The 11386-nt window shown below is 64.8% G+C and carries 16 protein-coding genes; 1 reads left to right on the top strand and 15 read right to left on the bottom strand.

Translation table 11 applies throughout. The annotated features are described in order from the left end of the window. Positions 1 to 6: 6 nt before the first annotated feature. From IPF76_RS07965 to IPF76_RS07905, 13 genes are all read right to left on the bottom strand, one after another. A complete protein-coding gene (locus tag IPF76_RS07965; RefSeq protein ID WP_293842159.1) occupies positions 7 to 1752 on the bottom strand; it encodes a DUF3363 domain-containing protein in 1746 nt (581 codons plus the stop codon). A 219-nt stretch (positions 1753 to 1971) separates the two neighbouring features. Beyond that, a complete protein-coding gene (locus IPF76_RS07960) occupies positions 1972 to 2598 on the bottom strand; it encodes a lytic transglycosylase domain-containing protein (RefSeq protein ID WP_081933254.1) in 627 nt (208 codons plus the stop codon). 84 nt (positions 2599 to 2682) lie between these two features. After that, a complete protein-coding gene (locus IPF76_RS07955) occupies positions 2683 to 3015 on the bottom strand; it encodes a DUF736 domain-containing protein (protein WP_037557576.1) in 333 nt (110 codons plus the stop codon). Next, positions 3012 to 3599, bottom strand: coding sequence for a S26 family signal peptidase (locus IPF76_RS07950; RefSeq protein WP_037557575.1), 588 nt, complete (start codon positions 3597 to 3599; stop codon positions 3012 to 3014). Before IPF76_RS07950 ends, IPF76_RS07955 begins: the two co-directional genes overlap by 4 nt. Next, entirely contained in the window at positions 3596 to 4114 is a 519-nt protein-coding gene (locus IPF76_RS07945) for a DUF2840 domain-containing protein (protein WP_037557683.1), read from the bottom strand. Before IPF76_RS07945 ends, IPF76_RS07950 begins: the two co-directional genes overlap by 4 nt. A 26-nt stretch (positions 4115 to 4140) precedes the next feature. Beyond that, a complete protein-coding gene (locus tag IPF76_RS07940; protein ID WP_037557574.1) occupies positions 4141 to 4383 on the bottom strand; it encodes a helix-turn-helix domain-containing protein in 243 nt (80 codons plus the stop codon). Between the two features lie 102 nt (positions 4384 to 4485). Beyond that, positions 4486 to 4902, bottom strand: a complete 417-nt coding sequence (locus tag IPF76_RS07935) for a DUF2285 domain-containing protein (RefSeq protein WP_293842152.1) — start codon at positions 4900 to 4902, stop codon at positions 4486 to 4488. A 73-nt stretch (positions 4903 to 4975) separates the two neighbouring features. Further along, complete coding sequence (locus IPF76_RS07930) at positions 4976 to 5263, bottom strand: DUF6499 domain-containing protein (RefSeq protein WP_197411505.1); 288 nt, start codon at positions 5261 to 5263, stop codon at positions 4976 to 4978. A 122-nt stretch (positions 5264 to 5385) separates the two neighbouring features. Beyond that, positions 5386 to 5700 carry a DUF736 domain-containing protein gene (locus IPF76_RS07925; RefSeq protein WP_037557681.1) on the bottom strand — a complete coding sequence of 105 codons (315 nt, stop codon included), beginning with the start codon at positions 5698 to 5700 and terminating at the stop codon, positions 5386 to 5388. Positions 5701 to 6009: 309 nt separating this feature from the next. Next, positions 6010 to 6441, bottom strand: a complete 432-nt coding sequence (locus IPF76_RS07920) for a hypothetical protein (RefSeq protein ID WP_058539111.1) — start codon at positions 6439 to 6441, stop codon at positions 6010 to 6012. A 123-nt stretch (positions 6442 to 6564) separates the two neighbouring features. Continuing rightward, complete coding sequence (locus IPF76_RS07915; RefSeq protein WP_167919412.1) at positions 6565 to 6729, bottom strand: hypothetical protein; 165 nt, start codon at positions 6727 to 6729, stop codon at positions 6565 to 6567. Between the two features lie 472 nt (positions 6730 to 7201). Beyond that, positions 7202 to 7522, bottom strand: a complete 321-nt coding sequence (locus tag IPF76_RS07910; protein ID WP_037557208.1) for a DUF736 family protein — start codon at positions 7520 to 7522, stop codon at positions 7202 to 7204. Positions 7523 to 7777: 255 nt separating this feature from the next. Continuing rightward, entirely contained in the window at positions 7778 to 8209 is a 432-nt protein-coding gene (locus tag IPF76_RS07905) for a hypothetical protein (RefSeq protein ID WP_037557225.1), read from the bottom strand. Positions 8210 to 8785: 576 nt separating this feature from the next. Here IPF76_RS07905 and IPF76_RS07900 point away from each other — a divergent pair. Then, positions 8786 to 9118, top strand: a complete 333-nt coding sequence (locus IPF76_RS07900) for a hypothetical protein (protein ID WP_156419709.1) — start codon at positions 8786 to 8788, stop codon at positions 9116 to 9118. A 70-nt stretch (positions 9119 to 9188) separates the two neighbouring features. Here IPF76_RS07900 and tcmP read toward each other — a convergent pair whose 3' ends face one another. Both tcmP and IPF76_RS07890 read right to left on the bottom strand, forming a co-directional pair. Further along, a complete protein-coding gene (gene tcmP / locus IPF76_RS07895) occupies positions 9189 to 10358 on the bottom strand; it encodes a three-Cys-motif partner protein TcmP (protein WP_037557210.1) in 1170 nt (389 codons plus the stop codon). Continuing rightward, positions 10359 to 11096 carry a phage Gp37/Gp68 family protein gene (locus IPF76_RS07890; protein WP_037557212.1) on the bottom strand — a complete coding sequence of 246 codons (738 nt, stop codon included), beginning with the start codon at positions 11094 to 11096 and terminating at the stop codon, positions 10359 to 10361. Positions 11097 to 11386: the final 290 nt, after the last annotated feature.

The raw sequence follows: 11386 nt of genomic DNA, 5'->3' as shown, positions 1-11386 counted from the left end.
GCCTTTCTAAATGCCGATTCCCCGACCCAGCGCCCAATCGACCGAGCCGCCGGGGGACATGGTGCCGGTGATGTGCTGGCCGAGGTGGCAGTCGAGCGCGGGGCGCCAGGGAACGAGCTGGAAACCCAGCCCGTCGTCGATCATGGCGAAGCGCCCCGATGCGAGCGTCACGCGCTCGCGGTAGACGCCGCTCACATAGTCGCCGGCAGCCGACGATTTGTGGGCAAGGCCGGTCCGCTCGGCAATCGATGCGGTCGCGGCTTCCAGTTCGCGCGAAGCGAGCTTGTCGATGAGCCCGGATGACAGGGTCAGCCGGTCCCCGGCGCGCGACGCCAATCCCTGCTCGACGAGATAGCGCGCCCGCTTCTCCATCGCCTGGCGGATTTCGAGACCGAAGCCATTCCCGCACGCGACCGGTTCACGGGCGACGAGTTGGCGGTCGAGCCAGGTCGCGCCGGGCGCGGTGACCTGCGACGCGAGCGGGAGGTCCGAGCGCGTCGCAAGCGACATATGCGCGCGCCCCTTGCCATCCTCCCAACTGCGGAGCTCGACGATCGAGCCCGGCCTGGCATCACCGGTCATCTCCATGTAGTTGAAGCGGATGTGATGGGTTCGCCCGTCGGCGCCGTCGACGATCGCATAGGCGCTGCCGGCAAGTTCGTCATGCAACCCCCGCTCGACAAGGCGGCCCACGATCGCGGTCTCGGGCGCGCCGTCGTGAAGCGCGAGCGCGGCGGGATCGAAGCGGCGCCCGCCGCGCGACAGCGCGCGGTGCATCGTCTTGATGATATCGCCGCGCACCGCGACCTCGCGCAGCGCCGGCTCGGCGCCGGCCCCGAGCGCCCAAAGGCCGGCGCCCTGCCGCTCGGCGAGACCCATCTGCTCGAGCCGGGCGGCGCGGCCGACCAGCAGGCCGTGCATATGCCGGTCTTCGTTCGCTGCGGGGCGCAGATCGATGACTCCGCCCGCTTCGTCGGCGAGCCTCTGCAGTCGGGCATCGAGACTTGTCCAGCGATCGGCATCGACTTCGCGCGCGAGCGCGCTTTGCATGTCGATCTCGCTGCGCGGACCGAGCTCGAGCGTCGCAAGGGCTTCGGCCCGTCCGCGAATGCCTGCGGCGATATAGCCGCGGTCGATGACGAGATCGGCGCCATCATCGGTGACGCCGCGCACGAGGATATGGATATGCGGATTGTCGGTGTTCCAATGATCGACCGCGACCCAGTCGAGGCGGGTCTGGAGATCGCGTCCCATGTCCGTCATGAGATCGCGCGTGAAGGAACGGAGATCGCCGAGATCCGCGGCGTCCTCCGGGCTCACGATCAGCCGGAAGTGATGCCGGTCGTCTTCGCAGCGCGCGGCGAAGGCATCGCGATCGGCGGCGTCGCCGCCCGCATCGAACATGCTCGCGTCGCGGCCGTCACGGGTCACGCCTTCCCGCTCGAGATAGGAGATATGACGCGCCAGCGGCGCGGCGCGAAACCGCGCGCCTTGGTGGCGGACGACGCGCGCCATGACCGTGACGCGCCGGGCGCCAGGCTGACGGCGCATCGCCGCCATGGCCCGCCGGCCCCGTCCATGCGTGCCGGTCCCGCCGCCAGCGCCGCGGCCAGGCCGCGAGCGGGTGTAGCCCGACCGCGAGGCTGCTTTGCGCACCTGCGTAGCGAGCCGCTTGCCCTTGCCTGCCGACCCTGCCCCGCGATCGCGGCTCCGTCCCGGCCTGATGCGGAAATCATGGTCGTCACCGCGCATCGGGGGCGGTGCCATACGAAAAGTTGGGAGAAAACGGCGCGTTCAACGCGATGATATGGCAGATTTCGGCAGAGCCATACGCGCAAACCCGCAGAAAACCGACCATGGAGTGCCCGAAGCTGGCACGGCTTTTATCTTGCCCTCCCCCATGTCCCTTCCAGCAAGCGACCACCGGCCCTGAGCAGAGCCTGTCAAAAAACCCAGCGGCCCCGCCGTCCGTCACCGGTCACGGCCATCGGACAAGGGAATGAAAATGGAAGCACCTGCAGCCCGGGCAGGCGCAGCCGTTCCCGACGGGCTTGCAGGTTGTGCGTCGTCAGACGGCAAATTTCGCTCAGCGAAGAGCGCCGCATCGCGCCATCCCGGCGCGGGCGACAGCATCGACGGAGCAGTTGCGGCGCTGCCTGATACATGCAATTCGGGTGCGATCTTGGCGACATAGGCGATCGTCTCAGCGGGCAGACCGCGGCGCCCCGATGCGAAGGCATCGGCGCGGCCCGGCCCCGCGTTGTACGCCGCGAGCATCAACTGAACGTCGCCATAGCGGTCCCACATCGCGCGCAGATAGGCTGCACCGGCGAGGATATTGGCGCGCGGGTCGAACGGATCCGCCCCGAGCCGATGGCGCGCGGTCAGCGACGCCCAGGTTCCGGGCATGATCTGCATCAGCCCCATCGCCCCGGCGTGCGAAACCGCACCAACCTTGCCGCGGCTTTCGGCGTGCATCACGCGCCAGATCCAAAGCTCCGGAATGCCGAAGCGCTGTGCGGCTTCGGCGACCGGTGCGGCATGAGGATGGCGCGCCGGTTGCACCGCCGCGGCAGCGGGCGGGCAAGCCAGAGGCATCGCGAATGACGCAAGAAACGCGCCGCAAGGCACGCTGACGCGAAGCGCGAACCCACCCACGAAGCGCAGCAGCAGCCCCATGGCTCAGTTCCCGGCCTGCGGTTCGGGGCGCGAACAGAGAATAGACAAATCGCCGTCGTCTGGGCCCAGGCGAACCAGATTTGCGCGCAACGGCGCAGCAAGGCTCGGGTCGTCGATCTGCAGCGCAATATATAAACCGCGCGGACCCGTGCGATCCCAACCGGCCCCGATCTCCGCACCGAGTGCGGGATCTCCGATCAGTAAGCGCCAACCTGGCGCATTCTCTTTTTCAGAATAGGCTGCCGGTGCGAGCTCGATTTGCGCGTCGAACGCGAGCGTCTTGATCGAGCCGGAATATCCTCCCGTCGTATTCCGGCGCATTGTCCCGATGATCATGATGACGTCTCCTTGCTGCGTGATGGCGGGTGGTCGGGTTCGGCGGAGCCCCAGCGAAGCGCCGCCGTCGGATGCGAGCGGGTGAGGATCGGGTGCGCGGTGCCGAGCAGACCAGCTGCCGGCATCGCCCCGAAATAGCGGCCGTCGAGGCTGTCGCGCGCCGCATTGACGAGAAAGAGTTCGTCACCGCCGACGATCCGGCAACCCGTCCAGACGGGGAGCGGACGACCGGCCCGATCGCGCGCCAGCGCGCGGGCGGCCGCGACGCCATCGAGCGTGACGAAGACGCCGGAACGACAGACGAGCGCGCCGGGAAGACCGGCGACCCGCTTCAGCATCGGCACGTCGCGCGGCAAATATCCGCGCTGCGCAAGGAATGTCCCGAGTGCGGACGGCGGGGCGATGGCGACAAGGTCGCCGAGCCGCGGCGGCGCGCCCACATCGACCCAATAGAGGCCGGTCGGAGCGCTGGCGCTCACATTCCAGAGGAAGCGCGGCGCGGGCTTGAGCCACGCAACCGCGACGAACGATGTGCTGAAGATCGCCGCGGCCGCCGCCGTGGCGCGAAGTGCCCGGCGGCTCATAACTCGACCGCCCGGCGGCGCAGCCATGCCGTATGGCGGTCACGGGAATATGGCCGGAATGGCAGCCCCGCCGAAATCCGGCTGCCGACATGGCGCCAATGATCGGGCGCCGCATCGCAGGCATCGATGCCGGTCGCTTCGACCGCGTCGATCGCCTCAAGCGCCTGTTGCACTTTCGGCCAGCCGTCGATCCGCGCGAGGATATCCGCGCCGGGATGGACGAACGGCAGCGTTGCATAAGCTTCGCCAGGCACAACCGCCGCGGCAATCGCGATGGTCGAATGGATCGTCCCGAAGTCGTTCGACGTCCAGCGCACGTAAGCAAAGACGGCGCCGGGCCGGAACGCCGCGACGCGCTTGGCGCGGCTCAAGATGCGCTCGGCTGCGATGCGGCCGAAGCGGATCCACTGCTCGTGTCGCCCCTCGATCCAGGTCATTTCGACCTCAGTGAGCGCGGTGTCACGCGGCGACGGGTGTGTGCCAGCGTTGCAATTAGCGGTTAGCCGCGGGCGCAGCGCCCGTTCAAAATCGACGCCGCGCATTAGCGCTGCACCTGCCGCGCCGGGTGCACGGTGCCGGTGCCGGGATCGGACGTCGACGAACGCCGGCCAAGTTCGACCCAGGCATCGAGTTCGTCGATCGCATAGACGACCCGGCCGCCAAGCTTGCGATAGGCGGGACCCGTTCCATAGCAGCGATGCTTCTCCAGCGTCCGGTGCGAGAGGCCGACCCGCTTTGCGGCATCGGGGGTCGTCAGAAAACGCGGTGGGTGACCGGTGGTCATGGGGGGCTCCTTCCAGCGGCCGGACCGGAAAGCGCGGGCCGGCGGGCGATGTCGCGTGGTGGCGCGAAAGCGCGCGCGCGGGGGAGCGGCAGAATTGCGGCGCTATTTTTGTCGCCCCGCCCGGTCTGCCAGCAGCGCGCGGTATCCGCCCGCCGCCAGCGCCTCGGCTTCGCGGATGAGCCGCTGGGTCCGGCGCCGCTCGGGAGAGGATTTCCACGCCGAGCCGCGGCCGACATCCAGGCGTGGATAGATGAGCCGGCGGGCGACCTCATGGCTGGTCACGTCCAGTTCGCCGCGAAGATCGAGAATCGACAGAAGCAAATCGAGGCGCTGTGCCTGGTAGGATGTCGGCCGAGACACGGCCGACGCCGACGATATGCCGCGGAGCCATCGTTCCAGATCCGCTACCGCCTGTAGGCGCGTCTCGGCCATGCCATCGCACGGAATCAGCGCAGCAAGCGCACCGTGAGCTGGATCGCAGCGCAGCCAGATCCGGTGCATGATGCGGTTTTCGCCCAATATATAATGACCGCCGTCAAGCGCGATCCGAGAGCAAAGGCGATGCGTCCAGCGAGCCGGATCGAGGCGCAGGTCAGCGGCAAAAGTCGGCGGTGCAGCGTCGAGGATCACGATATAGGGGCAGACCGCCGCGTCCCAGAAGGCTGGCGCGTCGAGCGCGGAAACACGCGGATCGACCGGGAAAGCAGAGGCCCCATCGCCGGGCCATGCCCTCCTGCGACGCCGGATCGGCCTTGCGATCCGACATCACGCTTCGATAGTCACGGCGATAGTCCGGACTGCGGCGCAGAAACTCCTGGGCGTAGCCGGGAAAGTCGAGGCGCAGCGGCCCTTCGCTTTTTGCCGTCGTCTCGATCGCCATAACAGCCTCCGGGGAGACCGAAGAGTTGGCGATATGCGGGCATGCGCCAATTCCAAGACGCGGGGATATCCATCCCCAGTAATGGGTATCCCGCCCGGCGCTGCCGGGCGGGTCCCTGCGGCTCAGTCGCCGCGGCGGGTCTGGCGGCTCCAGACCAGGTCGTGCTCTTCGCCTTCGCCCGCGAACAGTTGCGCGAAGATCGGGGCGGTGAAGCTCGGATCGTCGAGCTTGACCGAAAGATAGGGGCGCTTGTCCTGCGTCTGCTTTTCCCAGGCTGCGCCGACTTCGACGTCTCCAACGAAAACACGGTGGCTGGGAGCATTGCCGCTGGGGTCTTTTTCGGGTGCGATGCGAACCGATTTCGCCTGCACCGAGAGAGTGGTGATTTGACCCCGATATTCTCCGGAGACTTTCTTGAACGTGCCGATCTTGGCCATGTCGCATTCCTTCCTTGGCTCGGGCCGCACCATCGCGGCCTCGATGCGCATCGGTCGTCAGCGGGGGACCGGCGGTGCAGCCGCAGGCCCGCAGCGCAGCGGAGGATCGCGCCGTTCGTCTTTCTTGTTTCGCGAGGAATGGCGGCACGCCAGGGGAAGAAAGTCGAACGGCGCGGTTGCACCAAGCCGGGCCAGCGAAGCGGCGCGCTGACAGATGGCGCATGTCGAGAGGCCGCGATGGGACGGCTCTGCGGACGGTTGCGTTGCCGGTCGGCCGGGAAGCGAAGACGATGAGAGGCGGGCGAACGCCTAGCTGTGCAGCGCTGGTCGCTCGATCCCACCCCCCGGCGACAGGAGATCACGCCAACCGGCATAGCCGGTGACGACGGCGGTCAGGATGGACATGCCGCGCTGCGTCCAGGGATTGAGGTCGGCCAGCATCGCGAGCGCGACCCCAACCTGAAAGCCAGCAGCCGCGGCGGCGCCAACGAAAATCAGGATGACGCCAAGCCTGACGGCGAGCGGAGCCGAGCCGCGCGCCAGGTGCCGGCCGAGGGTATGGACGGAGACACCCGCGAGCAATCCCACCGCTAAAATGACCATCCAGCCGAAACCTTGGTCCCGAAGCGTGAAGGCCAGACCAAGCCCGGCGAAGAGTGGCAGCGCGTAAGTCGCGCAGCGAAAGAGCAGGAGAAGGCCATAAAATGCCGCAACCGCGCCAAGGATCAGCATCAGGGTCATGAACGTCCTCCCATCGGACGCGCCCGCCACCACCTCCGCAGCGCAACCTGCAGGCACAGCATAGCCAAAGCCAGCTCGGGGGAGACCCCGAACCGGCTCCAATCTGGAACCAATTCCAGACGCTTAGCGATTGAACGGGTCATATTCGCTGACGATCGTTTCGGGGTCGCCGTCGAACTCATCGAGCGGCATGACCGAATATCCGGCGCTGGTCTCGATGAGGATGATCACGGTCATCATGGTCCGGGCGAGGCTCCATCCGAGCGACTGGGCGGTGGAAAGCGGCATGGGATCAACTCCTGTCCTTGGGAGCGGGCCATTCCCGCTCGACAGGCGCCCCGCCGGACGGGGACAGGCCGCAATCACCGCGCGCGAAGCCGCGGCCCGAGCGAAGCGTGGGGACCCTTCACGGGTTGATTGAAGGAGGCCTGGCCTCGGCCAAGGGATCAGCGGCAATCGAGAGCGGGTATGGCCCGATCCCATGCGGCAGAGCCCCCACGCCCCACCCGCCCCCGGTTCGCCGCCGCGTCCCGGCCCCCTCGCTGACCTTTCATTTCGAAGACCTGTCGACATTCTGCCGTTCGCAACATGCGCGGCACTCGTCGTCTGCGACAGCCCAGTCGCCGAAAAGGAGGATAACCGAGTGCCGGGCCCCGGAAACCCACACTCGTCAGCACAAGACACGAAAAGGCGGCCCAGAGGACCGCCTTCACGTGATGAAATCAATCGGCTCCGCCCGAAGGCGGAGCCGGGGTGCCCGTCAGGCAGGCGGGTTCCAGATGATGACCTTTTTCATCGGGTCGTCGCCGGGGGCGTTTGCGACATTGCCGTAGATGGTCCCGAACTCGGGGGCCGACATCGTCACTGCGATATATTCGGCGCCGGTCGATTTGGCGGTCTTGACCCAGGCTGCGCCAAGTTCGAAGCCGTTCTTGCGGCTGAGGATGCGATAATCGGGTTCGTTGTCCTTGGCCTTGCGGCCGTTCGGGACAATCGCGATCTGCGCGGTGACGTTGAGGGTGGCGAGCGTGCCTTCGAAGCTGCCGTCGGCCTTGACGTTGAGGTTGGCGATGGTGGGCATGGACTTTCTCCTTCGGTTGCTCGGGGACTTTCCCGATGGCGCCGGAAGAAGGGACCGCGAGCTGCCGTCACCGAGCGGAACGCGAGGGCGAACCCCGCATGGGGTTGACGGCCAGAGGCGAGCCGGGCCCGCAGAAAGGCGACAGAAAAGGGGTGGCCTTGAGCAACTGAGAGAGAGCTGCCGCCGCGTCCATTCAACGATCCGCGCCGGACTCAAAGGCCGGTCCACCTGACCCACCCGCCCGATCCGGTCCGATCAATCGCAGCGATGCGCACCCCAATATTTGTCCCAGCGCGCGGTGAGGCCGCTGCGGGTCATCGCACAGGAGATATCGCCCGACCGGGGCGATGTGCAGAAGGCGGCGGTGCGGGTGCCGCCGGCCCCGCCGCGCGATAGGCAGCGCATGGCCGGTCCGCGCACGAGAATATGGCCAGTCCGGTTCCGCCCTTGCGGCGTCCCGAGCAGGCCGACGAGATGATCGCGCGCCGCGACCGGATCGGCGTCCGGACAGGGATGCGCTGAACTGCAGCTGCCATTCATTTCGCGTGCGGCGACCCCGGAAAGGCGAACATGCGGACCTTCCGCGCACCAGATCGGCCCATCGCCATCCCAGACTGCGACGGGGGTGCAGGTGAAGGATTGGCCGGCCGGAACGACCGAGGCGAGCAGGAACAGACTGAATATCATTGCGGGATCCGTAGTGCCGACCGCCGATCGATTCAAACCCCGTAACTATCGCAAGGCGTCAAAGAACCGCGCGAAGCGCGCAAAGGCAAACGCGCTCTTGGCGAGGCCGCAGCCGGGCGGCGTGCGCGCGGGCCTGTGGGCCAGCCGCCGTCCGGCAAGGATAGCGAGCCAAGTGCGCTGCGCGGCCCAAGATAACGCGCGGCCCCTGGCGCCGCCTGCCGGCGCCAGAGCACGCCCATTCAGCCGCGCTCGATCTTTCCGCGGCGAATTGCGAAGTTCAGCCTTTGTAACGAATGACGTGCCGCGGCTCGCCGCAAAGGCCGCATGGCTCTTTGAGCCGCTCAAATCCTCCGACGCCGGCAGCTGCTCCGGTGGCGACGCTTGCCTGTGACACCGAAGAAAGGTCGAGCCGGTCTGTAATGCATTCGTCGCAAAGGGGCGCCCCATCCATTCGCCGGACGAGCGCCTCGACACGTTCTGCAATGGTTGAGCGTCTAGCCATTAGGCGGCTGTAGAGAGGGACCGAGTTTTTGGAAAGTCACCGATGTCGGACCACGGGATCGACTCGATTTGATCGTGAGAAACACCGAAATCCCCCCATATCAGGTCGACGTTCTATGTTATTCTCGCGTCATGACCTCCGGCCTAGAACGAGTCGCCCGCGCACTTTGCGAGTTGGATGCAAATCCACCCAATGCGCGGATGGATGGCAAGTCGCTTTGGGAAGACTATTTGCCGGAGGCACAGGCCGCGATCATGGCTCTTCGCGAACCCGACATGACGATGATCAGCGCCGCAGCGCTCGAGGCTGGCCACGTTAGCAAAGATGAAGTCGGAAGAATCTATCGAGCCATGATCGACGCCGCGATGATCCACCAAGTGCCGACCGCAGGCAAAGCCGAGCGGTAGGAAAAGCAGAACTGGCCGCAAGCAGACCGACAGGTTTTAGTTTCCTGGGATGAAAAGGGGACGCCGCTCCTTAAGGCGCGAGGTGTGGAGCAATTTTGATAGAGAAATCATCCTTCGGGCGCCTCAACACGTCGCCGCTCCACGCAGGGACAATTATGAGCCCGCGCTTCCTTAAGTCGTTAGCTATGTCACCGAGGGCGCCGTAAGTAACCGCGCAAAGATCCAACACACGCGGCCAGACATCTTTCCATTTCAAATCGGCCGAGCTCTCCGACAGGATTTGAAGCATCGTTGACCGCGCGGCCGCCTCGCCTTGGGATATTTCGCGAGCGCTTCGCTCGCCCGGTTCCATGGCAGATTGGCCAGCAAACATGTCGTTCATTCCGCTTGCAACCCTCCGCGTCTCCGCCTTTTTCGCCGATTTGTAGGTCGCTTGGGTCTCGAGAGACTTTCTGTGTGCGTCACGGAACACCTTGATGCCGGCTGGGTGCCGAGTCAGGTAAATGAGCTTGTACAAGGGCCGATCGACCGCCGTCTCGTCGACGGTTAACGCCGGCGCGAATTTATAGTCCCCCATGCGCCGCAACGCTTGGCGGGCGCGCTCGGAAATGGCCGCTTCTCTTTCGGATCCGCGCAGTTCAGCGAACTCCGCTCTCCAACCGCCATTTTCTTGCAGATCGCCGAGCCATCCTTCGAGTGTCGGCATCCGATCCTGTGATCCCGCAAAGCGGTTTGCGAATTGGAACATGAAATTCATGAGAACTTCCGTTCGATCCGGCGAGATCAAGCATCGAAACTTCCGAACGTCGGGAACACCTTTGGGGTCTATGACGACGAACCGGAAGGCTCTCGCAGGAATGGCGGTCGCGATTGCGGATGCGTGATCCTCGGCCTGACCCGGGTGACAATGTATTTCAACGTCGGGAAAGCGCTTTACGGCGTCGATTAGCTCTGCAAAATTAGCGGGATCTTTCTCAACGAGGTGAGCCACCATGGTCACTTTACGGCCGAGTTCCGCCTGCTTCGCTTTGGCTTCCGTCATCCTGCGGAGGGCAATTCCAAACGATGTGTCCGAATAATCGCCGCTCTTTGACTGCCACGGTCCGGCAAAGAGATCGACATAGGTGAATTCGTTTGCCCAGCTGACGATCTTGGGAATTTGGGCCGGCATATAGGTATCGAGGAACGTGTGCTTCACCAGCGCCTGTTCCCGACCATCGTACCAGCGCGGATCGAGCATTTAGCCGGCCGCCCGCGTCAGGCGGGGCCACTCACTCCACTCGCGGCCATCAAGCTCCCGTCCGCCAGACTTTGGTCGAAATCCGCCCCATTGTTTGAAGAAGAAAGGCACGCGCTGTTCTCGGCACGCGTCGCGTATCTCCCGTGCCCACTCGATCCGCATCACGCGGGCATTGGGACCGCTTTCTCCGCCCGCTATGACCCAGTGTATGTCCTTCAGGTCAATAGGGCCTACAGAGCCTATGAGAGGTTCCACCGATAGAAAGCGGACTGCGGATTTGGCCGCACGAAGATGGGCAACCCGCGCCGCGCCTTTCTGGTCTTCGACGGATACGCCTACCCATATGTGCGCGGGCGGGCTTCTGTCGGCATAGCGGCCATTCATATAGTCCCGGAGCCTCGGGCTCCGCTTGGTCAGGACCTGGTACGTGTGCCAATTGGCCGCCTCCATCGTGTCGAATATCCGATCGATGAAGGATGTCGGTATGGCCTTATGGAAGAGATCGCTCATCGAGTTTACGAAAATCATCCGTCCACGGCGCCAGCGCAGTGGCTGATCCAAGCGCTCGGGCCGGAGGGTCAGGTCAAACCCGTTTTCGAAGGGATGGCCCGGCACTCCACGGAACCGCTCGGAGAAGCGCGCGGCATAGCAGTTATCGCATCCAGCGGTGATCTTCGTGCAACCTGTGACGGGGTTCCACGTAGCGTCGGTCCACTCTATTGCGCTGTGATCAGCCATTGTCGTTCTGCTTTGCCCCGTCTCGAAATCGATTAGACAACCGAATTTTCGTGAAGCTGAATCTCACATAATCCGTGCGAATGGAATCCGGTTTTTGCAGTAGAGGATTTGAGGCTTCCTGCTGAAGGTCCACAGGCTGGGCGCGGCGCCATTCTGTCTGTCCGAAGAGTGCAACATGCTTCGGACATAGCTGTCTGAAGTTTACATCATGGTTCGGACATTGCCGTCCGAACGAAGTGACATGCTTCGGACAAATTAAAATAGACATTGTCCGAAAAATGTATCATGCT

Origin of the sequence: Sphingopyxis sp., from assembly GCF_016704835.1 — a bacterium.
Lineage (GTDB): Bacteria > Pseudomonadota > Alphaproteobacteria > Sphingomonadales > Sphingomonadaceae > Sphingopyxis.
Note: the sequence above shows the minus strand (reverse complement) of the source record. Positions and strands in the feature narration are given on the sequence as shown.

Coding starts and splice junctions, on each gene's coding strand:
- IPF76_RS07940 (WP_037557574.1), bottom strand. CDS start 4,383: ATGACCACCGGTCACCCACCGCGTTTTCTGACGACCCCCGATGCCGCA.
- IPF76_RS07930 (WP_197411505.1), bottom strand. CDS start 5,263: ATGGCGATCGAGACGACGGCAAAAAGCGAAGGGCCGCTGCGCCTCGAC.
- IPF76_RS07965 (WP_293842159.1), bottom strand. CDS start 1,752: ATGCGCGGTGACGACCATGATTTCCGCATCAGGCCGGGACGGAGCCGC.
- IPF76_RS07910 (WP_037557208.1), bottom strand. CDS start 7,522: ATGCCCACCATCGCCAACCTCAACGTCAAGGCCGACGGCAGCTTCGAA.
- tcmP (WP_037557210.1), bottom strand. CDS start 10,358: ATGCTCGATCCGCGCTGGTACGATGGTCGGGAACAGGCGCTGGTGAAG.
- IPF76_RS07955 (WP_037557576.1), bottom strand. CDS start 3,015: ATGATCATCGGGACAATGCGCCGGAATACGACGGGAGGATATTCCGGC.
- IPF76_RS07905 (WP_037557225.1), bottom strand. CDS start 8,209: ATGATATTCAGTCTGTTCCTGCTCGCCTCGGTCGTTCCGGCCGGCCAA.
- IPF76_RS07920 (WP_058539111.1), bottom strand. CDS start 6,441: ATGACCCTGATGCTGATCCTTGGCGCGGTTGCGGCATTTTATGGCCTT.
- IPF76_RS07915 (WP_167919412.1), bottom strand. CDS start 6,729: ATGCCGCTTTCCACCGCCCAGTCGCTCGGATGGAGCCTCGCCCGGACC.
- IPF76_RS07890 (WP_037557212.1), bottom strand. CDS start 11,096: ATGGCTGATCACAGCGCAATAGAGTGGACCGACGCTACGTGGAACCCC.
- IPF76_RS07925 (WP_037557681.1), bottom strand. CDS start 5,700: ATGGCCAAGATCGGCACGTTCAAGAAAGTCTCCGGAGAATATCGGGGT.
- IPF76_RS07950 (WP_037557575.1), bottom strand. CDS start 3,599: ATGAGCCGCCGGGCACTTCGCGCCACGGCGGCGGCCGCGGCGATCTTC.
- IPF76_RS07960 (WP_081933254.1), bottom strand. CDS start 2,598: ATGCCTCTGGCTTGCCCGCCCGCTGCCGCGGCGGTGCAACCGGCGCGC.